Source organism: Blastococcus sp. SYSU DS1024, from assembly GCF_054050795.1.
In genome coordinates this window covers 26,016-48,811 of sequence record NZ_JBJHAA010000004.1, presented here as the reverse complement: position 1 = coordinate 48,811, position 22,796 = coordinate 26,016, and the positions used below count along the sequence as shown (strand labels likewise).

The following is a 22,796-nucleotide window of genomic DNA, read 5'->3' as shown; positions in this document are numbered from 1 at the left end:
TGCACCGACGTCGCGGCGGGGCCCGCGACGCGCCCTGGTTTAGGGTCGCGGCAATGAGCGGACAGCAGGGCAGGGTGCGTGTGGCCGTCGTCTTCGGGGGGCGCAGCGAGGAGCACGCCATCTCCTGCATCTCGGCCGGCAGCGTCATGGCCGCGCTCGACCCGGAGCGGTACGAGGTGGTCCCCGTCGGCATCGCGCGGGACGGGCGCTGGGTGCTGCCCGACCCCGGCCAGCAGCTCGCCCCGACCGACGGCGCGCTGCCCGAGGTCACCGGCGGGACGGCGGTCTCGCTGGTCGGTGACCCGGAGGCGCGCGGCCTGGCCGTCCTGGAGCCCGGCGCGGCGGTCGGCCGGGCGCTCACCGAGGTCGACGTCGTCTTCCCGGTCCTGCACGGGGCGTTCGGCGAGGACGGCACGGTGCAGGGGCTGCTGGAGATGACGGGGCTGCCCTACGTGGGGTCCGGGGTGTTCGCCAGCGCCGCCTCCATGGACAAGGAGTTCACCAAGAAGCTCCTGGCCGCGGCCGGCCTGCCGCAGGGCGAGCACGTCGTCCTGCGCGACGAGCACGGCGCGGTCTGCGCCGACCCCGCGGTGCTCGACGAGGAGGGGCGGGAGCGCCTCGGTCTGCCGGTCTTCGTGAAGCCGGCCCGCGCCGGGTCGAGCATCGGCATCAGCAAGGTCACCGACTGGGCACAGTTCCCGGCGGCCGTCGCGGCGGCCGCCGCGGTCGACCCGAAGGTGATCGTGGAGGCGGCCGTCCCGGGCCGGGAGATCGAGTGCGGCGTCCTCGCCGCCCGCGGCACGGGGCTGCCGGAGGCGAGCCTGCCCGCCGAGATCCGGCTGCGGCCGGGGGTCGACTGGTACGACTTCGCGGCCAAGTACCTCGACGACGCCGCGGAGTTCGACATCCCGGCCGACCTCACCCCGGAGCAGCTCGCCGCGGTGCAGGCCGCCGCACGCCGTGCCTACCTCGCCCTGGACTGCCGCGGGCTGGCCCGGGTCGACTTCTTCCTCGGCGCCGGCCCCGACGGCGCGGACCGGCTGGTCATCAACGAGGTGAACACGATGCCCGGGTTCACCCCGATCTCGATGTTCGCCCGCATGTGGGCGGCCACCGGCGTGGACTTCGCCGACCTGGTGGACCGCCTGGTGAGCGGGGCGCTCGCCGACGGAGCGCGGCCGGGCCGGTGACCGCGGGGCGGCCGGGTCCGGGGAACGCGGCGGCCACCCGCTCCCGGGTCGTCCTCGTGGTCGTGGTCGCCGCCGCGCTGCTGAGCGGGTGCGGGCGCACGGTCGACGGCGTCCCCACCGCCGCGGCGCCGTCGGACCGGCCGTCCTCCCCGGCGGAGCTCGAGGAGCTCATCGTCCGGGAGGTGCCCTCGGGGCTGCCGCGGCTCCGCGACGAGGAGCTGGACCCACCGGCCGGGCCCAAACGGCTGGAGGACGTCGCCGGCTACGCGCCCGATCCGGAGCGCGAGCTCGCGGTGCTGGAGAGCTACGGCTACCGGTACGGGTGGGAGCGCTTCTGGGGCCGGGAGTCCGGCCCGATGACCGGCGTGTTCGTCGACCAGTTCGAGCAGCGGGCCGGTGCCCGGGCCTACGCCGAGGACCTGGCCCGCAACGACACGGAGCTGTACGGGGGCGTCCTCGGCGTCGACCCACCCGAGCTGCCCGCCAACTGCCGCCTGCTCACCGTGGACGCGCCCGTGCCGGCGGCGGGGCTGCTCGACCCGGCGGCGTTCGCCTGGTGCTGGCACGGCGTCTTCAGCGTCTCGGTGACCTCCGTGGCCGGATCGGTCCCCGATGCCGTGCGGGAGGTCGGCGCCGTGCTGGAGGCCCAGCTGGACCTGCTGCCGCCCGGGTGAGCGCTCCAGCGGCCTCAGGGGCCCGGCGTGGGCTCCTGGTAGGGGAGCGCCTCGGCCAGCGGCACGGTCAGCGCCGTCACCGGGGCGCTGTCGACGCCGGCGGGCAGCCGCATCTCGACGTAGACGGGGCGGTCCACCGCCGTCCAGACCGTGGCGTCGGGGTCGCTGGTGTCGACGTGCCACTGGACACCGTTGATCTGGATGGCCGACGCGCCGACGGTCCACCCCTCCGGCCGTTCGACGCCGCAGGTGAGCACCGCGGCCGGCTCGCCCCAGGCGTAGACGAAGGGGCTCTCGGACCGCACCCGGCGCGACGGCTCCCCGGCCAGCTCCAGCGGCAGGTTCTCCATCAGCGCGGGGCAGTGCTCCTCGGCCTCGGGGGTGATCTCCGGCGTGTCCACCTCGAGCACCGGGAGGTCCTCGGGGCGGACGGGGGCGGCGCCCTCGATCTCGGCCGGGCCCTCCGGTGCGGAGGTGGTCTCCTCGCCGCGCACGTTGACCAGCACGACGAGCGCGATCACCACCGGGAGCGTGATCGCCGTGATCAGGATCGCGGCCCGGCGCAGCGGATCCACGGAGCGAGTGCTCAGATGTTGACGACCGGGCAGGTCAGCGTCCGGGTGATCCCGTCGACCGACTGCACCCGGGCGACCACGAGCCGACCGAGCTCGTCGACGGTGTCGGCCTCGGCGCGGACGATGACGTCGTACGGGCCGGTGACGTCCTCGGCCTTCGTGACGCCGCTGATCTCGCTGATCGTCGAGGCGACCTGGGCGGCCTTGCCGACTTCGGTCTGGATGAGGATGTAGGCGTGGACCACGGGAGATCCTTCCTCCGGCAACAGTGCCGAGACGTCGTCCCCGCCGGCTGGCGGACTCGTCGGAAACCTACCGCAGCGACTGGAGAGCATCGATGAGCCGACCCCGCCCCCTGGTCCCGCGCGGCGATCCGGCCGACAGCGTGCGGGTCGTCGGGGAGTTCGGCGTGATCGCCCGGGTGCTGGCGCGGTCCGGCACCGCCCCGGCCGCCGACGTGGGCCCCGGCGACGACGCCGCGGTGCTGCGCACGCCCGACCAGCGGGTCGTCGTCACCACCGACGTCCTGGTGGAGGGGCGGCACTTCCGGCGGGACTGGTCCTCGGCGGAGGACGTGGGGCACAAGGCGGCCGCGGCCAACCTGGCCGACGTCGCCGCGATGGGCGCCCGGACGACGGCGCTGGTGGTCGGGCTGGCCTGCCCGCCGGACACCCCCACCAGCTGGCTGGAGGGGCTCGCCACCGGCCTGGCGGAGGAGTGCGCCGGCTCGGGGGCCGCCGTCGTCGGCGGGGACACGGTGGCGGCCGCGCCCGACAGCACCGGCATCGTCGTGTCGGTGACCGCGCTGGGCGACCTCGGCGGGCGGGCGCCGGTGCTGCGCTCGGGTGCCCGCCCCGGCGACGTCGTGGCGCTGGCCGGGCGGCTGGGGTGGTCGGCGGCCGGGCTGGCGGTGCTGCGGCGGGGCTTCACCAGCCCGCTGGCCGTGGTGGCGGCGCACCGCCGCCCCACCCCGCCGTACGCGGCGGGACAGGTGGCGGCCGACGCCGGCGCCACCGCGATGTGCGACGTGAGCGACGGGCTGGTGGCCGACGCCGGGCACCTGGCCGACGCCAGCGGCGTCGTCCTCGACCTGGACCGCGGCGCCCTCGTGCGGGCCTGCCTGGAGCCGGTGGGCCCGCTGCAGCAGGTGGGGTCGGCGCTGGGCGTGGACCCGGTGGCGTGGGTGCTCACCGGCGGGGAGGACCACGCGCTGGTGGCCACGTTCCCGCGGAAGGTGGCGCTCCCGCCGGGGTGGACGGCGATCGGGGTCGTGCGCCCCGGCAAGCCCCGGCCGGGGGTGCGGGTGGACGGCGTCGCCGCCGCGGACGTGCTGGCGGCCGTGGGAGCGGAGCGGGCAGGGCATGTGCACTTCGGCTGAGCGGGTGCTGCGGGACGGGTCGGTGGCCCGGCTGCGGCCGGTGCCCTACGACGAGCCCGCGGCGCAGGAGCTGGTCGAGGCCGTCCAGCAGGAGTACGTGAGCCGGTACGGCGGGCGGGACGAGGCCGTCGTCGACCCGGCGGAGTTCCTGCCGCCGGCCGGGCTCTTCCTCGTGGCCGAGGTGGGCGGCGCGGCGGCGGGGTGCGGGGCGTGGCGCGTCTACCCGCCGGGCGGTGTGGAGATCAAGCGGGTCTACGTGGCACCGGCGTTCCGCCGCCGCGGCCTCGCGCAGGTGATCATGGCGGAGCTGGAGTCCACCGCCGCCCGGGCCGGCCACCGGTCCGTGGTGCTCAACACGGGGCAGCGGCAGCCGGAGGCGGTCGCGCTGTACCGGGAGCTGGGGTACGTCCCCGTCCAGGGGTACGGCGTCTACGCATGCTCGCCGGAGGCCGTGTTCCTCGGCAAGGACCTGCCGCTCTCCGGGAGCGGGGAGGAGACGACGTGGGCATCGTGACCCTCTCGGCGCCCTACGGCGCCGCGGGAGCGGAGGTCGGACCCGCCGTGGCGGCACGCCTGGGCCTGCCGTTCCACGACCGGGCGATCCCCGCCCAGGTGGCCGGGCGGCTGGGGGTGCCGGTGGAGGAGGCCGAGGCCAACGACGAGACGGTGGTCCGCGGGCTCTGGCGGTTGGTGGCCTCGCTCGGGACGATGCCCGACCCGGTGGGCGGGGTCGTGCCCGGGGTACCGCTGCCCGACGCGCGGGCCTACCGGGAGCAGACCGAGCGGGTGCTCGGCGAGATCGCGGCGGGCGGCGGCGGGGTGGTGCTCGGCCGCGCCGCGGCGATGGTGCTGCGCGACCGGACCGACGCGCTGCACGTCCGGCTCGACGGTCCGCGGGACCGGCGGCTGGCCGCGGCAGTGGCGCGGTCGGGGCGGCCCCGCGAGGAGGTGGCGCGCGAGATGGCCGCGAACGACCGGGCGCGGGAGGCGTACGTGCGGCACTTCTACCGCTGCGACCCGGCCGCGGCCGGCCACTACCACCTGGTCGTGAACAGCACGGAGCTCCCGCTGGACACCGTCGTGGACCTCGTGGTGACCGCCGCGCGGGGACGCGGCATCGGGCGCTGAGGCACACGCGAGGAGCCCCGGAGGTCGATGACCTCCGGGGCTCCTCGATGTTCTCGCGCCCCCCTCAGGGGGCCTGTGTCACGCGCGGGCGACCTTGCCGGCGCGGATGCACGAGGTGCACGCGTTGATCCGGCGACGGTTGCCGGGGGCGATCAGCGCCCGCACGGACTGGATGTTCGGGTTCCAACGGCGCGGCGTGCGGCGGTGCGAGTGCGACACCGACATACCGAAACCGGGGCCCTTGCCACACACATCGCACACGGCAGCCACGGTGGATCACTCCCAGAAGAATCGTTCACAGACGGCGGGGCAAGGCAGCACCCGCATCAAGACCGTCCAGCAGTCTAACCGCTTCCCGGGCGGGATGTCGCAGCCCCCTCCGGAGATGCCTGCCACCGGCACTGCCGCGGCCCGCAGCGCCCGGGCGCTGTCGGGCCGGGTGGGTAACCTCCTCGCGTGCTGACGGCGCTGGACGACGCCGCGGTCGGTCAGTGGTGCCGGGCCGCGGTCGAGGCGCTGTCCGACTCCCGGGCGCGGCTCGACGACCTCAACGTCTTCCCCGTGCCCGACGGGGACACCGGCACCAACCTCCTGCACACCGCCGAGGGCGCGCGGGCGGCGCTGGACGCGGCGGCCCCGGGCGAGTCCAGCTGGGCGGTCGTGGCCCGCGGCGCGGTCCTGGCCGCCCGCGGCAACTCCGGCACCATCCTGGCCCAGCTGCTGCGCGGGCTGGCCGACCACCTCGCCGGTGAGCCCCCGGCCGACGGCCCGGCCTTCGCCGCCGCGCTGCACAAGGCCGCCGAGAGCGCCTACACCGCCGTCGCCGACCCCGAGGAGGGCACCTTCCTCACCGTCGCCCGGGCCGCCGGGGAGGCGGCCGTGGCGGCCGTCGACGACGGGCGCGCGGCGCTGGCCGACGTCGTCGTGGCCGCGGCCGACGGTGCCCGGCTCGCCCTGGATGGGACCCCCGGCCAGCTCGCCGTGCTGCGCGAGGCCGGGGTCGTCGACGCCGGCGGAGCCGGGCTGTCGATCGTCCTGGACGCCCTCGTGCGCACGGTCACCGGAGTGCATCCGGTCCGCCCGGCGCTGGCCCGCCGCGACGGCTCCCGGCCCCACCGGCACGGCGCCGAGCACGCCCCGCACCAGCCGCCGCCCGGGCCGGGCAGCGAGGTGCAGTACCTCCTCGCGGACGCCGACGAGACGGCGGTCGCCCGGCTGCACGCGCGCCTCGCCGAGCTCGGCGACAGCCTCGTCGTCGTCGGCGTGGACACGCCGACCGGCCGCGAGTGGAACGTGCACGTGCACGTCAGCGACGTCGGTGCCGCCATCGAGGCCGGCATCGAGGCCGGCCGCCCGCACCGCATCACGGTCACCCCGCTGGCGCCGGTGCCTCCGGCCGCGCCGGTGCCGGGCCTGCGCACGGCCGTCGCGGCGGTGCACAGCGACGGCCTGGCCGAGCTCTTCCGCGCCGAGGGTGTCCGCGTCGTCGTCTGCGACATCGGGGGGATCACCGAGGACGACCTGTACGAGGAGATCGTCGCCGCCGCCGCCCAGGAGGTGGTGGTGCTCCCGAACGACGAAGGCCTGCACGCCGTCGCCGCCCGCGCGGCCGCCCGGGCGCGGGAGGCCGGGCGCGAGGTCGGCGTGGTGCCCACGCGCTCCCCGGTGCAGGGTCTGGCCGCCGTGGCGGTCGCCGATCCGCAGCAGCGCTTCGGCGACGACGTCATCACCATGGCCGAGGCCGCGGCGGCGACCCGCTGGGCCGAGCTCACCGTCGCCGACCAGGAGGCGCTGACCTCCGCCGGTCGCTGCCATCCGGGGGACGTGCTCGGCTCCGCCGAGGGGGACGTCGTCGTGATCGGCGCGGAGCTCGCCGCCGTCGCCTGCGACCTGCTCGACCGGTTGCTCTCGGCGGGCGGGGAGATGGCCACCCTCGTCGTCGGCCCCGACGAGGCGCTCGGCGACGAGGTCTGCCACCACCTCGCGACGGTGCACCCCACCGTCGAGGTGGTCCGCTACGGCGGGGGCCCCAGCTCGATCCCGTTGCAGATCGGGGTCGAGTGACGTGGCGGTGACCCTGGAGACGCCGCTGGCGCGGGTGCTCGGGCCCAAGACCGCCACCGGCATGGCCGAGCAGCTGGGCCTGCACACGGTGCGCCACCTGCTGCGGCACTACCCCCGCCGCTACGCCCGGCGCGGGGAGATGGCCCGCCTCGACGACCTCCAGCCCGGCGACCGGGTGACGGTGCTCGCCCAGGTGAGGACCGTCAGCACCCGGCCCATGCGGCAGCGGCGCGGCACGATCACCGAGGTCACCGTCGGCGACGGCGCCAGCACGATGAAGCTCGTCTTCTTCAGCCACAAGCACGCTCGCCTGGCGCCCGGGGTGTGGGGGATGTTCGCCGGCACCGTGGGCAGCTACCAGGGCAAGCTGCAGTTCACCCACCCCGACATGCACCTGCTCAGCGGCGACGATGACGACGACGACTGGGCGCGCGAGCTGGTGCCGATCTACCCGGCGAGCAAGGACGTCTCCAGCTGGGTCATCCAGAAGTCGGTGAAGCTGCTGCTCGGCGGCGCGGGCAACCTCGCCGACCTGGTCACCGACCCGCTCCCGGAGGAGATCCGCACCCGGCACGGCCTGCTGTCGCTGCCGGCGGCGCTGCTCGACATCCACCGCCCCACCACCAGCCGGGACGTCGAGCGCGCCGAGCGCCGGCTGAAGTGGGACGAGGCGCTCACCCTCCAGCTCACGCTCGCCGCCCGCCGCCGGGCCGCCGCGCTGGAGCCGGGCACGGCGCGGCCGCGCACGCCCGGGGGGCTGCTCGACGCGGTCGACGCCGCGCTGCCCTTCGCCCTGACCGAGGGCCAGCGGGCGGTGGGGGAGGAGCTGGCCGCCGAGCTGGACCGGGACCAGCCCATGCACCGGCTCCTGCAGGGGGAGGTCGGGTCGGGCAAGACCGTGGTCGCCCTGCGCGCCATGGCCCAGGTCGTCGACGCCGGCGGCCAGGCCGCCCTGCTCGCGCCGACGGAGGTGCTCGCCGCCCAGCACGCCCGCGGCATCCGCGCCCTCCTCGGGCCGCTGGGCCGCGCGGGTGAGCTCGACGGCGACCCCGCCGGCACCCGCGTCACCCTGCTCACCGGCTCGCTCAAGGCCGCCGCCCGCCGCGAGGCCCGCGCCGAGGTCGCCGAGGGGCGGGCCGGCATCGTCGTCGGCACCCACGCCCTGCTGCAGGAGGGCGTCGAGTTCGCCGACCTCGGGCTGGTCGTCGTCGACGAGCAGCACCGCTTCGGCGTCGAGCAGCGGGACGCGCTGCGGGCCAAGGGGAGCCGGCCCCCGCACGTGCTGGTCATGACCGCCACGCCGATCCCGCGGACCGTGGCGATGACCGTCTACGGGGACCTGGAGACCTCCACCCTCCGGCAGCTGCCCAGCGGCCGGGGGGGCGTCGCCAGCTCCGTCGTCCCGGTCGTGGAGAAGCCCGGCTGGCTCGACCGGGCCTGGGAGCGGCTCCGCGAGGAGGTCGCCGCCGGCCGGCAGGCCTACGTGGTCTGCCCCCGCATCGGCGACCTGCCCGGGGACGAGCCGGAGGACGCCGACGGCGCGCCGCCCGACGACGACGCCCGCAGCGACCGCCGACCCCCGCTGGCCGTCCTCGACGTCGCCGAGGCGCTGCGCGCCGGCCCGCTGGCCGGGCTGCGCCTCGCCGTCCTGCACGGGCGGATGACCCCCGAGGAGAAGGACGGCGTCATGCGCGCGTTCGCCGCGGGGGAGCTCGACGTGCTCGTGGCCACCACCGTCATCGAGGTCGGCGTCGACGTGCCGAACGCCACCGTCATGGTGGTGATGGACGCCGACCGGTTCGGCGTCAGCCAGCTGCACCAGTTGCGCGGCCGGGTGGCCCGGGGGCAGCACGCCGGGCTGTGCCTGCTGGTCAGCGAGGCCCCGACGTCGTCGCCGACGGGGCAGCGGCTGACGGCGGTCGCCTCGACCTCCGACGGTTTCGAGCTGGCCCGGCTGGACCTGGAGACCAGGCGGGAGGGTGACGTCCTCGGCGCCGCCCAGTCCGGCCGGCGGTCGGGCATCAAGCTGCTCTCGCTCCTGGAGGACGAGGAGCTCATCGCCGAGGCGCGGGCCGAGGCGACCGCCCTGCTGTCCACCGAGCGAGGGCTGGCCGACCACCCCGGTCTCGCCGCCGAGGTCGCCGCCCTGGCCAGCGACGAGCGCGCCGAGTGGTTGGAGAAGGCGTGACGAGGCTGATCGCGGGGCTCGCCGGTGGCCGGCGTCTGCAGGTGCCGCCGGCGGGGGTCCGCCCGACCGGGGACAAGGCCCGCGGGGCGCTGTTCAACTCCCTCGGCACGCTGGTCGACCTCGAGGGGGCCGCGGTGCTGGACCTCTACGCCGGTTCCGGTGCCCTGGGCCTGGAGGCGCTCTCCCGCGGGGCGGCGACCGTGGTGTTCGTCGAGTCCGGCCCGAAGGTGCTCCCCGTTCTGCGGGCCAACCTGGCGGCGATCGGACTGCCCGGGGGGCGGGTGGTGGCGGGCTCCGTCCCCACCGTCGTCGCCGGCCCGGCCCCGCAGGTCTTCGACGTCGTGCTCGCCGACCCGCCCTACGCCACGCCGACCGAGGAGGTCCACGAGGTGCTCCGGGCCCTGGTGGCGGGAGAGTGGCTGGCGCCCGGCGGCGTCGTCGTGGTCGAGCGGTCCAGCCGGGAACGGGCGTGGGAGTGGCCGACACCCCTGGAAGGTCTGCGCGAGCGGCGCTACGGCGAGGCCGTGCTCCGGTACGGTCGGCGTCCGTGAGGCGTGCCGTCTGCCCAGGTTCCTTCGATCCGGTCACCAACGGGCACGTCGACGTCATCTACCGGGCCGCCGGCCTCTACGACGAACTGGTCGTGGCGGTGCTGGTGAACCCGGGCAAGGCGGGGCTGTTCTCCGTCGACGAGCGCATGGAGCTGCTCCGCGATGCCGTCGCCGACCTGCCCAACGTGCGGGTGGACAGCTTCCAGGGCCTGCTCGTCGACTACTGCCGCAGCCACGACATCCCGGTCATCGTCAAGGGGCTGCGGGCGGTGAGCGACTTCGAGTACGAGCTGCAGATGGCGCAGATGAACCGCGAGCTGGCCGCCATCGAGACGTTGTTCGTGCCGACCGCCCCGCAGGTCGGCCACCTCTCCTCCAGCCTGGTCAAGCAGATCGCCACCTTCGGCGGGGACGTCTCCCGGCTGGTGCCCAAGGCCGTCGACGACCGGCTGCGCGAGCGGGCCCGCGAGGCGCGCTCGTGACCCGGCCCGGGCGCGGCCACACCACCGAGGTGGTCTACCGCCTCTACGAGACCGTGGACGAGCTGACCACGGTCATCGAGAACGCCCGCAGCGTGCCGATGTCGAGCTCGTGCATGGTGCCCCGCGACCACGTGCTCGACCTGCTCGACGACCTGCGCGAGTCGCTGCCGGAGGACGTGCAGGCCGCCGGCGCGATCGTCGAGCAGCGGACCGAGATCCTGCAGCAGGCGCAGGCCGAGGCCGAGCGGCTCACCGGCCGGACCCGTGCGGACAGCGAGCAGCTCCTCGCCCAGGCCAAGCGGCAGCGCGACGAGATCGTCGGCACGGCCCGGCGGCAGCGCGACGAGCTGCTGGCCCAGGCCCAGGCCGACGCCGAGCAGATCCTGCTGGAGGCCGAAGCCGAGGCCGAGGCGCTGGTCGCCGAGGGTCAGCAGCACCGGGCCGCCCTCATCGCCGAGGCCCACGCCGAGCACGAACGGCTGATGACCGAGACCGAGGTCTACCGCACGGCCGTCTCGCGCGCCGACGAACTGGGTGCACAGACCGCCGCCGACGTGGCGCGCATGCGTGCGGAGGTCGACGAGTACGTCGACAGTCGGCTGGCCGAGTTCGGCGGGACGCTGGAGCGGATGCTGCGCTCGGTGGACAAGGCCCGCAGCACCCTGCGGGACGCCTAGAAGGACCCCCTTCCCCCGCCGTTCGCAGGCTCACGGCGGGATCCTGAAGGGGGCCGCTCCCGCCTTCGGAAGCGCCGGCACGGGATCGGGTAGTCTCGATCCCTGGTCCGGCCGTCGGCTTCGCGCCCGGCCGTCCACCCTCCCCTGCTCCCGACCGCGAGTACCGACATGCCTGCTGCTTCGCCGAACCGCTCCGGCGCCGTGCCTCACGAGGACCGGCGTCCCTCGGCCAACCCCTGGAAGGTCGACCTCCGCGAGCTGGGCCGGCGGGCGGGGTCGATGCAGGAGCTGGACCGGACCGCGCCCGCCCCCGGTGACTGGCGGGTCGAGCTGCTCGGCGTGCCCGAGGCCGCCGACGTCCACCTGCACCTGCGGCTGGAGTCGGTCATGGAGGGCGTGCTGGTCACCGGCGAGTTCTCGGTCCCGGTCGCGGGCTCCTGCGCGCGCTGCCTGGAGCCGATCGAGGACGTCCTCCGCCTCGACGTCCAGGAGCTGTACGCCTACTCGGGCAGCACCACCGAGGCGACGAGCGAGGAGGACGAGGTCCGCCGGATCGAGGGCGACTTCCTCGACCTGGAGCCGCTCGCCCGCGACGTCGTCGTCCTGAGCCTCCCGCTGGCCCCGGTCTGCACCGAGGACTGCTCCGGCTTGTGCGTCGACTGCGGTCAGCGCCTGGACGATCTGCCCGCCGATCACGCTCACGAGGTCGTCGACGCCCGCTGGGCGGGCCTCGCGGCGAAGTTCGGCACCACTGCTTCCTCGCCGGGCACCCCCGGCGATTCCACCACCCCAGAGGAGAACTGATCGTGGCCGTTCCGAAGCGGAAGATGTCGCGTGCCAACACCCGCATGCGCCGGTCGCAGTGGAAGGCCAGCGCGCCGACCCTGTCGCCGTGCCCGAACCGCGCCTGCGGCGAGCTCAAGCCCCCGCACCAGGCGTGCCCGACCTGCGGGCAGTACGACGGCCGCCAGGTCCTGTCGGTCTGACCTCCCGCACCCGCACCGCCATGGGGACGACGGCCGCCGAGCGGCATCCTGACGGGGATGCCGTCGACGGTCGCGTCCCCGCGGCGCCTCCGGGCGGCGCGGAGCACGCGGAGCGCGCCGCCACCTGGCTGTTCGACGCGCTCGGCGTCGCGCTGCCGGGTGGGCTGCTGCCGCTGGCGTTGACCCACCGGTCGTTCGCCTACGAGAACGGTGGCCTGCCGACCAACGAGCGCCTGGAGTTCCTCGGCGACTCGGTGCTCGGGCTCGTCGTCACCGACGAGCTGTACCGCAGCCAGCCCGACCTCCCCGAAGGGCAGCTGGCCAAGCTGCGCGCCTCGGTGGTCAACATGACGTCGCTGGCCCGGGTCGCCCGGCGCCTGGGCGACGGCGGGCTCGGCCCGCACCTGCTGCTCGGCCGGGGCGAGGAGACCACCGGCGGCCGCGAGAAGGACTCGATCCTCGCCGACGCCATGGAGGCCCTCATCGGCGCGGTGCACCTGGGCTGCGGGCTGGACACCGCGTCCGCCGTCGTGCACCGGCTGTTCGACCCGTTGCTGGTCGAGGCGGCCACGCGTGGCGCCGGCCTCGACTGGAAGACCAGCCTGCAGGAGCTCGGCGCGGCGCAGGGGCTGGGGGCGCCCGTCTACAAGGTGGACGACGACGGGCCCGACCACGCCAAGACGTTCCGGGCCGAGGTGCTGCTCGCCGGCATCGTGCGGGGGACCGGCGTCGGCCGCACCAAGAAGGCCGCCGAGCAGGAGGCCGCCGAGGCCGCCTGGCGCTCGCTGTCGGAGGAGTAGCCCCGTGCCCGAGCTGCCCGAGGTGGAGGTCGTGCGCCGGGGGCTGGAGCAGTGGGTGGCCGGGCGCACCGTGGCCACCGTGGAGGTGCACCACCCCCGGGCCGTCCGCCGTCACCTGGAGGGCGCCGACCACTTCGTGGCGGCGGTCACCGGGCGCACCCTCACCGCTGCCCACCGCCGCGGCAAGTACCTGTGGCTGCCGCTGGCCGAGGCCGGCGGGGCACCGACGGGGCAGGCGCTCGTCGGTCACCTCGGCATGAGCGGCCAGCTGCTCGTCGAGAAGCCGTCCGCCCCCGACGAGACCCACCTGCGGGCCCGCTTCACCTTCACCGACCGGGGGCGCGAGCTGCGCTTCGTCGACCAGCGCACCTTCGGGGGGCTGGCGGTGGAGGACGTTCCCGAGGAGGGCGGGGTGCCGTCGCGGCTGGCGCACATCGCGATCGACCCGCTCGACCCATCCTTCGACGTCGACGCGTTCACCGCCGCGCTGCGCCGGCGCCGCACCGAGGTCAAGCGCGCCCTGCTGGACCAGACGCTCATCGGCGGGGTGGGCAACATCTACGCCGACGAGGCGCTGTGGCGAGCCCGCCTGCACGGCGCCCGGCCGACCGACCGGCTCACCCGGGCGCAGGTGGCCGATCTGCTCGACGGCGTGCGGGACGTGCTCGGCGAGGCCCTCGCCCAGGGCGGCACCTCGTTCGACTCGCTGTACGTCGACGTCAACGGGCAGAGCGGCTACTTCAGCCGGTTCCTCGCCGTCTACGGTCAGGAGGACCGGCCGTGCCCCCGCTGCGGCACGCCGATCCGCCGCGAGTCGTTCATGAACCGGTCGAGCTACAGCTGCCCGGCGTGCCAGCCCCGGCCGAGAGCGCGGCGGGCGTGACCGTCCGGGTCGAGGCGCTGGTCTCCGGCCGCGTGCAGGGCGTCGGTTACCGCTGGTTCGTGCGCGGCCTGGCGCGCGAGGCCGGCCTCGCCGGGGTCGCGCGGAACCTGCCCGACGGCCGGGTCGAGGTCGTCGCCGAGGGCCCCGAGCAGGCTGTGCGCGACCTCGTCGCCGCCCTCGACGGTCCGGACGCCCCGGGGCGGGTGACCGACGTCGACGTGCGCACCGGGACGGTGCAGGGGCTGTCGGGCTTCACCACGGCGTGACGAAGGCGACATCCCCCCGATACGGGGTCCCCGCCCCGTCGCCGTTGACCGGCGTCGACGGTGGTGTCACCCTGGGAGCATCCAGCCCGCGCCGACCGTATACCGGGGCGCCGGTCACCCCCTCTCGCTCTCGAAAGGCCGTCACAGCCATGGCCAAGGCCCTGTTCGGTTCGGTCGTCACCCCTGCGGAGCTCCGGGTGTTCGAGGAGAACGCAGCCCTGCGGGCCCGGGTGCGGCGGCTGGAGCAGGAGCTCGCCGAGCTGCGTGCCCAGCGGGACGCCGCCATCGCGCACGAGCTGCTCTCGATGACCGGCGACACCGCCGAGCCCGCGCTCGCGTAGCCCGTCCTCCCAGCTCACGACCTGATCCGTCACAGGCGCACCACCGGCCTCGCGCCGCACCCGCCCGCGCGGCGACCGGGCTAGAGTCCACGTCCCGTGCACCTCTCCAGCCTGACGCTCAAGGGCTTCAAGTCCTTCGCGTCCGCCACCACGCTGCGGCTGGAGCCCGGCATCACCGCCGTCGTCGGCCCGAACGGGTCGGGCAAGTCCAACGTCGTGGACGCCATCTCCTGGGTCCTCGGCGAGCAGGGGGCCAAGAGCCTGCGCGGCGGCAAGATGGAGGACGTCATCTTCGCCGGCACCGCGGGGCGGCCGGCGCTGGGCCGCGCGGAGGTGACGCTCACCATCGACAACTCCGACGGCGCGCTCCCGATCGAGTACACCGAGGTGTCGATCACCCGCCGCATGTACCGCTCCGGTGAGAGCGAGTACGAGATCAACGGCGACAAGGTGCGGTTGCTCGACGTCCAGGAGCTGCTCAGCGACTCCGGCATCGGACGCGAGATGCACGTCATCGTCGGCCAGGGCCAGCTCGACGCCGTCCTCTCCGGCCGCCCCGAGGACCGTCGCGCCTTCGTCGAGGAGGCCGCCGGCGTCCTGAAGCACCGCAAGCGCAAGGAGAAGGCGCTGCGGAAGCTCGACGGCATGCAGGCCAACCTCGACCGGCTGGCCGACCTGACCGCCGAGCTGCGCCGCCAGCTCAAGCCGCTGGGCCGGCAGGCCGAGGTCGCCCGCCGCGCCGCGGGGGTGCAGGCCGACCTCCGCGACGCGCGCCTGCGGCTGCTCGCCGACGACCTGGTGCAGCTGCGCGACGCCCTCGACCGCGACGTGGCCGACGAGACCGCGGCCCGCGAGCGGCGGGCCGTCGTCGAGCGCGAGCTCTCCGTCGTCTCCCGGCGCGAGGCGGAGCTGGAGAGCGGCCTGGCGGCGAGCGCGCCGCGCCTGCAGGCGGCCTCCGACACCTGGTACCGGCTCTCGGCCCTGGGGGAGCGGTTCCGCAGCGTCGCCCAGCTGGCTGCCGAGCGGCACCGGCACCTCTCGGCCGCCGCCCCCTCCGCCGCGACCGGGCGCGACCCCGACCAGCTGGACGCCGAGGCCGACCGGGTCGCGGCCACCGAGACGGAGCTGGCGGCCGGCCTGGCCGCCGCGCGCGAGCGCCTCTCGGCCGTGGTGGCGGGCCGGGCGGAGCTGGAAGCGGCGCTGGCCGCCGCCGAGAAGGCCTGGGTCGCTGCCGCCCGCGCGCTCGCCGACCGCCGGGAGGGCCTGGCCCGGCTCTCCGGTCAGGTCGCCGCGGCGCGCTCCCGCGTGCACGCCGGGGAGGCGGAGATCGAGCGGCTCACCGTCGCCGCCCGCGAGGCCGCCGACCGCGCCGAGGCCGCCGCCGACCGGCTGGCCGCCCGGCGGGGTCAGGTCGCCGAGCAGGAGGACACCGACCTCGCCCTCGTCGCCGCGCACGAGGACGCCGTCGCCGCGCACGCCGCCGCGGCCCGCCGGGTGACCGAGCTGGCCGAGGCCGAGCGCGCCGCCGAACGGGACCGGGCGTCCTGGCAGGCCCGCCGCGACGCGCTCGCCCTCGGGCTCACCCCCGCCGACGGCGCCGCCGCGGTGCTCGGCGCCGGCCTGCCCGGTGTCGTCGGCCCGGTGACCGAGCAGCTCACCGTCGCCCCCGGCGACGAGGTGGCCGTCGCGGCCGCCCTGGGCGGCATGGCCGAGGCCGTCGTCGTCGCCGGGGTGGCCGAGGCCGCCGCGGTCCTGGACCACCTCACCCGCACCGACGGCGGGCGCGCCGGCCTGTTCGTGACCGGGGGCCTGCCGCCGGTCCCGCGGGACGGCTGGCCGGAGCTCCCGGGAGGGGCCCGGTGGGCGCTGGACGCCGTGCAGGCCCCCGAGGCGCTGCGCCCGGCGCTGGCCCGGGCGCTGGAGCGGGTGGCGCTGGTCGCCGACCTGGACGCCGCCGTCGCCCTGGTGCGCACCCACCCCCGGGTGCGTGCGGTCACCGCGACCGGGAGCCTCCTCGGCGCCGACTGGGCGCTCGGCGGGCAGGCCGATGCGCCCTCCAACCTGGAGCTGCGGCGCCGCGTCGAGGAGGCGGGCACCGAGCTGACCGCCGCGTCGGCCCGGGCCGCCGAGCTCGCCGAGCAGCTGGCCGCCGCGAGGCAGGAGGCGCAGGCGCGGTCCGCCGCCGTCGAGGAGGCGCTCGCCGCCCGCCAGACCGCCGACCGCACCCGCTCCGCGGAGGCGGCGGCGCTGGCCGAGCTCGGTGCCGCGGCGCGGTCGGCGGAATCGGAGGCCGAGCGCTCGCTGGCCGCCCGCGTGCGGGCGGAGCAGGCGCTGGAGCAGGCCCAGGAGACGCTGACCCGGTTGGCGGAGCAGCTGGCCGCGGCGGAGGCGGCGCCCGTCGAGGAGGAGCCGCCCACCGAGGAGCGGGACCGCCTGCGCGCCGAGGTGGCCGCCGCCCGGCAGGCCGAGACGGAGGCCCGCCTCGCCGTCCGCACCGCCGAGGAGCGGGCGCGGGCTCTGCAGGGCCGGGCGGAGTCCCTGCGCCGGCAGGCCCGGCAGGAGCGGGCCGCCCGCGAGCGGGCCGCGGCCGAACGGGCGGCGCGGCAGCGCGGCGCGGCCGTCGCCGCGGCGGTGCGCACCGACGCCGAGGCCGCGCTCACGGCGCTCGAGCGCTCCCTGGTCCGCGCCGCAGCCGAACGCGACGCGCTCGCGTCCTCGCGCAGCGGCGCCGAGGCCGAGCTCCTGGAGGTCCGCAGCCGGGTGCGCGCGGCCACCGCGGAGCTCGACCGGCTCACCGACGAGGTGCACCGCGACGAGGTGGCGCGGACCGAGCAGCGCTACCGCATCGAGACGCTGGAGACCCGGGCAGCCGAGGAGTTCGGCGTCGACCTGCCCACCCTCCTGGGCGAGTACGGGCCGGCCGCGCCGGTGCCGCCGTCGCCGCAGCAGGTGGCCGAGGCGGAGTCGGCGGGGGAGCCGGCACCCGACCCGGTGCCCTACGAGCGCGCCGTCCAGGAACGGCGGGTGGCCCGCGCCGAGCGCGATCTCGCCACGCTGGGCAAGGTCAACCCGCTGGCGCTGGAGGAGTTCGCGGCGCTGGAGGAGCGGCACACCTTCCTCGCCACCCAGCTGGAGGACCTCAAGACCACCCGCAGGGACCTGCTCACCGTCGTCCGCGAGGTCGACGGGCGCATCCACGACGTCTTCGCCGCAGCGTTCGCCGACGTCGCGCGGGAGTTCGAGCAGGTCTTCGCCACCCTCTTCCCGGGGGGCTCGGGCCGGCTGGTGCTCACCGACCCGGAGAACATGCTGACCACCGGCGTCGAGGTGGAGGCCCGGCCACCGGGCAAGAAGGTCAAGCGGCTGTCGCTCCTGTCGGGCGGGGAGCGGTCGCTGACGGCGGTCGCGCTGCTCGTGGCGATCTTCCGGGCGCGGCCGTCGCCGTTCTACGTGCTCGACGAGGTCGAGGCGGCGCTGGACGACGTCAACCTGGGCCGGCTGCTCGTGCTGGTGGAGCAGCTGCGGTCGACGTCGCAGCTGATCATCATCACGCACCAGAAGCGGACGATGGAGATCGCCGACGCGCTCTACGGCGTGAGCATGCGCGGCGACGGGATCACCGGCGTCATCAGCCAGCGGCTGCGGGAGCTCGAGACCGCCTAGGTGCCGGCCAGCCAGGCCAGCAACCGGCCACGCGACCAGCAGCGGCCGACGGCCTCCACCCGCAGCGACGGCCCGTCGAGCAGCGCCAGGCCGAGGATGCTGTGGCCGGAGGCGCGGCGGTCGCCGAGCGTCGGCACCGCCGGTGCGACACCGACGCCCTCCGCCGACACCCACGCGACCGGCCGGTGGGCCGCCACCTCGTCGAGGCGGTGCAGGAAGCGCAGGCGGCTCTCGGGCGGGAGGCGCGACAGCGCCCACGCCGTGACGACCACGGGCAGCGCCTCCGCGGGCACCCGGGCGACGGCGTCGGGCAGCAGCTCGACGGCGTCGCCCCGCAGCAGCACCGGTGGGGCCGCCACGGCCAGTGCCAGCTCCGCGTCGAGCCGCGCGCGCCGCTCCGCGTCGTCCGGCGGCAGGCAGGCGCGCAGCCACCGGGCGTCGTCCGCGTCGGTCACGTCGAGCGGATCGGGGTCGATGCCGATCCGGGCGACGACCCCGGGTACGGGCCGGGTCGGGACGGGCCGGTCACCCACGACCGAGCAGGACAGCTGCACGGGGGACGCCGGGTCGCCCAGCGGTGGCCCGGCGCCGTAGGTGATGCCGACGCGGTCGACGGCGAGCCGGAGCCCCGCCGCGCAGTCGACGTCGACCAGCCCGACCACCTCGGCGCCCGCCCGGTGCGCCGCCTCGGCGACGGCCGGGTGGAGGACGGTGCAGGCGCCGGTGCCGTCGGTGCGCGGCCGCCGGCGTCCAGCGAGGGCCACGACCTCGTCGGTCCTCCGCAGCAGCGTGTCGAGCGCTGCGGCTGCGGCGGCGTCGCCGTCCCCGGTGGCGTGGGCCGCAGCGAGCGCGGGGGCGCGCCCGGCGAGAGCGAGGTCGTGCAACGCGGCGAGGACCGCCTCGGGGCGCCGGGCCCGTGCCGGCGCGGCCTCGAGGGCGCGCGACGCGGCGGCGGACCCGCTCAGCGCCACGGCGACGCGCGACTGCAGCGGTGACGTCCTGGCTGCCTCCGCACCGAAGCGCCGGTACACCTGGGCGAGCGTGCGGCCCCGCCCGGCGGTCTCCGCTGTCGGCCCCGGCATCTCGCGGATGCTAGCCGCGCCCGGCCCGCTCAGACCCCGGAGCGGACCTCCAGGTCGACGACGACCGGCAGGTGGTCCGAGGCGCCGTCGGCATCGAGCACGTGGGCCCCGGCGACGGCGATCCCCGGCGAGACCCAGACCTGGTCGATGCGCCGGTGCGGCGACCGCGCCGGATGGGTGTGGCCGGCGTCGGCCTGCCAGAACCGCCACCCGGCGCCCTGGTCGTCGCGGGCCCGGGCCAGCCGCCAGGCGTCGGTGAACCGCTGACGCAGCGCGTCCAGCTCCGGGGCGTCGGGTGCGGCGTTGAAGTCGCCGACCAGGACGCCGGTGTCCATCGACTCGGTGTGCAGCCCGGCCAGCGCGGTCACCTGCGCCGCGCGCTCCTCGGCCGACCGGGTGGTGAGGTGCGTCGCGGTGACCCACAGCGCGCCCCCGTCGAGCTCCACCATGGTCCGCAGCGCGCTGCGCGGCTCGCCGCTGCCGGGCAGGGGGTGGACGTCGCTGATCAGGATCGGCAACCGCGACAGCAGGGCATTGCCGTACTGCCGGGGCGGCTGGTCACCGGGTCGCTGCTCGTCGATCGCCGGGCCCCAGGCCAGCTGCATGTCCAGCGCCCGGGAGAGCAGCAGCGCCTGGTCGACCTCCTCGCTGCGCGGCCCGAAGTGGCGGTCGACCTCCTGCAGGCAGATGACGTCGGCGTCGACCGAGGCCAGCAGCGAGGCCAGCCGGGGCAGGTCGTGGCGCGCGTCGGCACCCACGCCGTGGTGGGTGTTGAACGTGACCAGGCGGACCGGGATCGGCGGCTGGTCGGGACCGGGGGCCGGCTTCGTCACCTCGCCACCCTCTCAGGCTCGGACAGCTGCATGTCGGCGACCTCGCTCAGCGCGGCGGAGCCCCGCTCGCTCACGGAGAGGACGAAGCGGGCCTCCGGGCCGTGGAGGACCAGCTCACCGATCTGGTTGCCGAAGTACGGGCCGGCCTGCTTCTGCCACTCCAGGCCCGCGGGCTCGGCGCCGACCCAGCGGGCCAGCCGCTCGGTGAACCGCCGGGCGCGCCGGCTCCAGCCGATCCGGAAGGCGACCTTGATGGGGTGCGGCGCCTGGTTGTGCAGCGGCGAGACGGTGAGCTGGTGCACGCGCGAGGTCAGCCCCGCCGGTGTCACGACCTCCGCCGAGTAGGCGTGGTGCACGTCGCCGGAGAGCACCAGGGTGGTCGCCGGGGCCGGCCCGTGCTCACCCCGGGCCACCGAGAGCACGGCCCGGCCGAGCCGGTCGAAGGAGTGCCCGAAGGCCGCCCAGTGCTCGAGGTCGGCCAGCTGGCGCACCAGCTCGGCGAGCCGGCCCCGCAGCCGACCGTGGTGGCGCAGGTTCAGGGTGGCGTTCCACCGCTCGAGCGAGTCGACGGCGTGGGGGAGCAGCCACGGCAGCGACGTGCCGATCACCACGTGCTGCACGCCGTCGGCGGAGGCCTGCCGCATCGCCGCCTCGACCCAGTCGAACTCGTCGTCGTCGAGCATGCGCCGGCGGCCCTCCTCCAGCACCCGCCCGGCGCGGCTGTCGACCATGACCAGCCGGGCGTCGCCCCAGTGCCGCACGAAGCTCCAGCGCACGCTCGTGGGGTCCTCGTCGGCGCGGACGGCCATCGCCCGCAGGATCGGCTCCGCGTCGACGGGGGCGTCCGCGGAGGCGTCGGCGAGGTCCTGGACCGCGCGCCACACCTTGTTCTCGGCCAGCTCCTGCGGGCTGAGGTTGCCCAGGTGCTGGTAGACCCAGTAGCTGATCAGGCCGCCGGTGATCCGGCCGCGCCACCAGTCCTTCGCGTGCATCGTCCGCCGCCAGGCGGCCGAGGTGTTCCAGTCGTCGATCATCTCGTGGTCGTCGAAGATCATCGAGGACGGGATCGTGGAGAGCAGCCAGCGCACCTCCGGGTCCCGCCACGACTCCACGTAGAGCTGCGTGTACTCCTCGAAGTCCGCGACCTGCGCGCGCGGCGCCCGGCGGAGCTGCGCCCGCTCCCGGTGGCGGGCCAGCCAGCCGCGGGTGCGCTTCGTGAGCTCGTCGGCGTAGACCTGGTCGCCGAGCAGGACGAGCGCGTCGGGCCACTCGTCCTCCGGCCGGGCGGCGAGCTGCCGGGCGTAGAGGTCGAGGGCGTCGGGCGGGATGCCCTCGGAGTCCTCCACCGTCCGGGCGCTGGCGTACCGGCAGGACCCGAACGCGAGGCGGAAGGGGCCGGGCCGCCCGGGGGTGCGGATGCGGCTGGGCGGGAAGCCGCTCTCCACCGGTGGCCAGACGACGACGTCGTCGAGCCGCACCTCGTAGGGCGTGGTGCTGCCGGGCGCGAGCCCCTCCACCAGCACCAGCGCGAAGTGGTGGCCGCTCACCGCGAAGGTGCGGGCCCGCCGCCCCAGCACGTCGACCTCGCACGGCCGGTCCGTCTCGACCCAGACGGTGGCGGAGACGGGGTCGACGTGCCGCAGGAGGGGGCCCAGCACGAGGGCGGGGGCGCTGGGAACGGAGGGCGGCATGGGGACAGCCTGGCCTACGTCCCCAGGTGCGGGCACCCGGTGTCCCGGAGGTGCCGGCCGGGCGGCGGCTGGAAGACTCGGGGCATGGAATTCGTGCTGATCGCGATCGCGATCCTGCTGGTCGCCCTCATCGCCGGGGTCAGCCTGCTCGTCGGCCGTGGGCGGCGGACGACGCGGCTCGACGACGACGCCGCCAGCGGCACGACGCTGACCCGCCCCCGGCCCCCCGCTCCGCCGGTCGACCAGCCTCGGCCGACCGGTGCCACCGCGTCGGGGCTGGGCCTGCAGGACCAGCCCGACGCGGTGGTCCCCGAGGCTCCGCCGGCCGTGGAGCTGCCCCCGGCCGAGCCCGAGCCGGGGCTGGTGTTCGAGACCCCGGCGCCCTCGGCGGGACGGCTGGTGCGGCTGCGCTCGCGGCTGGCCCGCTCGCAGTCCTCGCTGGGGCGGGGCCTGCTCACCGTGCTGGCCCGCGAGAAGCTGACCGAGGACGACTGGGAGGAGATCGAGGAGACCCTGCTGGCCGCCGACGTCGGCGTCGCGGCCACGACCCAGATCGTCGAGCGGCTGCGCACCCAGTCGATGGTGCTGGCCACCGCCTCCGGGGCCGAGCTCCGCGAGCTCCTGGTCGACAACCTCACCGCGGTGCTGGGCCCGGACCTCGACCGGACGCTCGGCACCGCCCGGCACGAGGGCCGGCCCGGCGTGGTGCTGGTCGTGGGGGTCAACGGCGCCGGGAAGACGACCACGGTCGGCAAGCTCGCGCGCGTGCTGGTCGGTGACGGCAAGAGCGTCGTCCTCGGTGCGGCCGACACCTTCCGGGCCGCGGCCGCCGACCAGCTGGAGACGTGGGGCGAGCGGGTGGGCGTGCTCACCGTCCGCGGCCGCGAGGGCGGCGACCCCGCCGCCGTCGCCTTCGAGGCGGTGCGCACCGGCATGGAGGCCGAGGTGGACACCGTCGTGGTCGACACCGCCGGGCGGCTGCACACGAAGTCCGGGCTGATGGACGAGCTGGGCAAGGTGAAGCGGGTCGTGGAGAAGCAGTCGCCGGTCACCGAGGTGCTGCTGGTGCTCGACGCCACCACGGGGCAGAACGGCGTCGTGCAGGCCCGGGTGTTCACCGAGGCGGTCGAGGTCACCGGCGTGGTGCTCACCAAGCTCGACGGCACTGCGAAGGGCGGCATCGTCGTGCGGGTGCAGCAGGAGCTGGGCATCCCGGTGAAGCTGATCGGGCTCGGCGAGGGCCCCGACGACCTGGCGCCGTTCGAGCCGAGGGCGTTCGCCGAGGGCCTCGTCGGCGAGGGGTGACCCCGGGGCGGGCCTGGTGAGCAGCCGGAGGGGTTCGCG

Annotated in this window: 24 protein-coding genes; 18 read left to right on the top strand and 6 right to left on the bottom strand. The window is 76.2% G+C overall.

What is annotated here, in order from left to right; translation table 11 throughout:
• The first annotated feature begins 53 nt into the window (after positions 1–53).
• Entirely contained in the window at positions 54–1,190 is a 1,137-nt protein-coding gene (locus tag ACI79S_RS05105; protein ID WP_456592357.1) for a D-alanine--D-alanine ligase family protein, read from the top strand.
• Positions 1,187–1,864, top strand: a complete 678-nt coding sequence (locus ACI79S_RS05100; RefSeq protein ID WP_456592356.1) for a hypothetical protein — start codon at positions 1,187–1,189, stop codon at positions 1,862–1,864. The genes ACI79S_RS05105 and ACI79S_RS05100 overlap by 4 nt, the downstream gene beginning before the upstream one ends.
• 14 nt (positions 1,865–1,878) lie before the next feature.
• On the opposite strand, the gene ACI79S_RS05095 is transcribed toward ACI79S_RS05100, so the two are convergent.
• Positions 1,879–2,439, bottom strand: a complete 561-nt coding sequence (locus ACI79S_RS05095) for a DUF3515 domain-containing protein (RefSeq protein WP_456592355.1) — start codon at positions 2,437–2,439, stop codon at positions 1,879–1,881.
• A gap of 11 nt (positions 2,440–2,450) precedes the next feature.
• Positions 2,451–2,684, bottom strand: a complete 234-nt coding sequence (locus ACI79S_RS05090; protein ID WP_224500414.1) for an Lrp/AsnC ligand binding domain-containing protein — start codon at positions 2,682–2,684, stop codon at positions 2,451–2,453.
• 92 nt (positions 2,685–2,776) lie between these two features.
• Between ACI79S_RS05090 and ACI79S_RS05085 the strand changes: the two genes are divergently transcribed.
• Genes ACI79S_RS05085 through ACI79S_RS05075 form a run of 3 tightly spaced genes read left to right on the top strand, consistent with a single transcriptional unit; the run spans position 2,777 to position 4,945 of the window.
• Positions 2,777–3,817, top strand: a complete 1,041-nt coding sequence (locus tag ACI79S_RS05085; protein ID WP_456592354.1) for a thiamine-phosphate kinase — start codon at positions 2,777–2,779, stop codon at positions 3,815–3,817.
• Positions 3,801–4,331 (top strand): GNAT family N-acetyltransferase, encoded by a 531-nt coding sequence (locus tag ACI79S_RS05080; RefSeq protein ID WP_456592353.1) that lies wholly within the window; start codon positions 3,801–3,803, stop codon positions 4,329–4,331. Before ACI79S_RS05085 ends, ACI79S_RS05080 begins: the two co-directional genes overlap by 17 nt.
• Positions 4,319–4,945, top strand: a complete 627-nt coding sequence (locus ACI79S_RS05075; RefSeq protein WP_456592352.1) for a cytidylate kinase-like family protein — start codon at positions 4,319–4,321, stop codon at positions 4,943–4,945. The genes ACI79S_RS05080 and ACI79S_RS05075 overlap by 13 nt, the downstream gene beginning before the upstream one ends.
• Before the next feature lie 78 nt (positions 4,946–5,023).
• Here ACI79S_RS05075 and rpmB read toward each other — a convergent pair whose 3' ends face one another.
• A complete protein-coding gene (gene rpmB / locus ACI79S_RS05070; RefSeq protein WP_454970731.1) occupies positions 5,024–5,206 on the bottom strand; it encodes a 50S ribosomal protein L28 in 183 nt (60 codons plus the stop codon).
• A 195-nt stretch (positions 5,207–5,401) separates the two neighbouring features.
• Between rpmB and ACI79S_RS05065 the strand changes: the two genes are divergently transcribed.
• The 12 genes from ACI79S_RS05065 to smc all read left to right on the top strand — a co-directional run bounded on the left by ACI79S_RS05065 (position 5,402) and on the right by smc (position 17,846).
• Positions 5,402–7,009: a DAK2 domain-containing protein gene (locus ACI79S_RS05065; RefSeq protein ID WP_456592351.1), complete on the top strand. Its 1,608-nt coding sequence runs from the start codon at positions 5,402–5,404 to the stop codon at positions 7,007–7,009.
• Between the two features lies 1 nt (position 7,010).
• The gene (gene recG, locus ACI79S_RS05060; RefSeq protein ID WP_456592350.1) at positions 7,011–9,197 is read left to right on the top strand and encodes an ATP-dependent DNA helicase RecG; all 2,187 of its coding nucleotides are present in this window, start codon (positions 7,011–7,013) and stop codon (positions 9,195–9,197) included.
• Positions 9,194–9,748, top strand: a complete 555-nt coding sequence (gene rsmD / locus ACI79S_RS05055; protein WP_456592349.1) for a 16S rRNA (guanine(966)-N(2))-methyltransferase RsmD — start codon at positions 9,194–9,196, stop codon at positions 9,746–9,748. Before recG ends, rsmD begins: the two co-directional genes overlap by 4 nt.
• Positions 9,745–10,230 (top strand): pantetheine-phosphate adenylyltransferase, encoded by a 486-nt coding sequence (gene coaD / locus ACI79S_RS05050; protein WP_456592348.1) that lies wholly within the window; start codon positions 9,745–9,747, stop codon positions 10,228–10,230. Before rsmD ends, coaD begins: the two co-directional genes overlap by 4 nt.
• Positions 10,227–10,907, top strand: coding sequence for a hypothetical protein (locus tag ACI79S_RS05045; protein WP_456592347.1), 681 nt, complete (start codon positions 10,227–10,229; stop codon positions 10,905–10,907). Before coaD ends, ACI79S_RS05045 begins: the two co-directional genes overlap by 4 nt.
• A gap of 201 nt (positions 10,908–11,108) precedes the next feature.
• Positions 11,109–11,711: a YceD family protein gene (locus ACI79S_RS05040; RefSeq protein WP_456592346.1), complete on the top strand. Its 603-nt coding sequence runs from the start codon at positions 11,109–11,111 to the stop codon at positions 11,709–11,711.
• Between the two features lie 2 nt (positions 11,712–11,713).
• Positions 11,714–11,893, top strand: a complete 180-nt coding sequence (gene rpmF, locus ACI79S_RS05035) for a 50S ribosomal protein L32 (RefSeq protein WP_456561099.1) — start codon at positions 11,714–11,716, stop codon at positions 11,891–11,893.
• A gap of 20 nt (positions 11,894–11,913) precedes the next feature.
• The gene (gene rnc, locus ACI79S_RS05030) at positions 11,914–12,693 is read left to right on the top strand and encodes a ribonuclease III (protein WP_456592345.1); all 780 of its coding nucleotides are present in this window, start codon (positions 11,914–11,916) and stop codon (positions 12,691–12,693) included.
• Between the two features lie 4 nt (positions 12,694–12,697).
• Entirely contained in the window at positions 12,698–13,576 is an 879-nt protein-coding gene (mutM, locus tag ACI79S_RS05025) for a bifunctional DNA-formamidopyrimidine glycosylase/DNA-(apurinic or apyrimidinic site) lyase (protein ID WP_456592344.1), read from the top strand.
• A complete protein-coding gene (locus ACI79S_RS05020; RefSeq protein ID WP_456592343.1) occupies positions 13,573–13,842 on the top strand; it encodes an acylphosphatase in 270 nt (89 codons plus the stop codon). Before mutM ends, ACI79S_RS05020 begins: the two co-directional genes overlap by 4 nt.
• Positions 13,843–13,991: 149 nt before the next feature.
• A complete protein-coding gene (locus tag ACI79S_RS05015) occupies positions 13,992–14,183 on the top strand; it encodes a hypothetical protein (protein WP_456592342.1) in 192 nt (63 codons plus the stop codon).
• Between the two features lie 96 nt (positions 14,184–14,279).
• Positions 14,280–17,846, top strand: coding sequence for a chromosome segregation protein SMC (gene smc / locus ACI79S_RS05010; protein ID WP_456592341.1), 3,567 nt, complete (start codon positions 14,280–14,282; stop codon positions 17,844–17,846).
• Here the strand turns inward: smc and ACI79S_RS05005 are convergent.
• The 3 genes from ACI79S_RS05005 to ACI79S_RS04995 are packed head-to-tail and all read right to left on the bottom strand — an operon-like array spanning position 17,843 to position 21,452.
• Positions 17,843–18,928: a DUF2332 domain-containing protein gene (locus ACI79S_RS05005; protein WP_456592340.1), complete on the bottom strand. Its 1,086-nt coding sequence runs from the start codon at positions 18,926–18,928 to the stop codon at positions 17,843–17,845. The two genes, smc and ACI79S_RS05005, sit on opposite strands and share 4 nt — an antisense overlap.
• Positions 18,929–18,957: 29 nt before the next feature.
• Positions 18,958–19,761 carry an endonuclease/exonuclease/phosphatase family protein gene (locus ACI79S_RS05000; RefSeq protein WP_456592339.1) on the bottom strand — a complete coding sequence of 268 codons (804 nt, stop codon included), beginning with the start codon at positions 19,759–19,761 and terminating at the stop codon, positions 18,958–18,960.
• Positions 19,758–21,452, bottom strand: a complete 1,695-nt coding sequence (locus ACI79S_RS04995; RefSeq protein ID WP_456592338.1) for an alkaline phosphatase D family protein — start codon at positions 21,450–21,452, stop codon at positions 19,758–19,760. The genes ACI79S_RS05000 and ACI79S_RS04995 overlap by 4 nt, the downstream gene beginning before the upstream one ends.
• A gap of 84 nt (positions 21,453–21,536) precedes the next feature.
• Between ACI79S_RS04995 and ftsY the strand changes: the two genes are divergently transcribed.
• Entirely contained in the window at positions 21,537–22,757 is a 1,221-nt protein-coding gene (gene ftsY / locus ACI79S_RS04990) for a signal recognition particle-docking protein FtsY (RefSeq protein WP_456592337.1), read from the top strand.
• The last annotated feature ends 39 nt before the right edge of the window (positions 22,758–22,796 follow it).

Excerpts from the sequence above, each read along its gene's own strand:
- ACI79S_RS05105 (WP_456592357.1), top strand. The coding sequence starts at position 54 with ATGAGCGGACAGCAGGGCAGGGTGCGTGTGGCCGTCGTCTTCGGGGGG.
- ACI79S_RS05085 (WP_456592354.1), top strand. The coding sequence starts at position 2,777 with ATGAGCCGACCCCGCCCCCTGGTCCCGCGCGGCGATCCGGCCGACAGC.
- ACI79S_RS05080 (WP_456592353.1), top strand. The coding sequence starts at position 3,801 with ATGTGCACTTCGGCTGAGCGGGTGCTGCGGGACGGGTCGGTGGCCCGG.
- rnc (WP_456592345.1), top strand. The coding sequence starts at position 11,914 with ATGGGGACGACGGCCGCCGAGCGGCATCCTGACGGGGATGCCGTCGAC.
- ACI79S_RS05015 (WP_456592342.1), top strand. The coding sequence starts at position 13,992 with ATGGCCAAGGCCCTGTTCGGTTCGGTCGTCACCCCTGCGGAGCTCCGG.
- ACI79S_RS05005 (WP_456592340.1), bottom strand. The coding sequence starts at position 18,928 with ATGCCGGGGCCGACAGCGGAGACCGCCGGGCGGGGCCGCACGCTCGCC.
- ACI79S_RS04995 (WP_456592338.1), bottom strand. The coding sequence starts at position 21,452 with ATGCCGCCCTCCGTTCCCAGCGCCCCCGCCCTCGTGCTGGGCCCCCTC.
- ftsY (WP_456592337.1), top strand. The coding sequence starts at position 21,537 with ATGGAATTCGTGCTGATCGCGATCGCGATCCTGCTGGTCGCCCTCATC.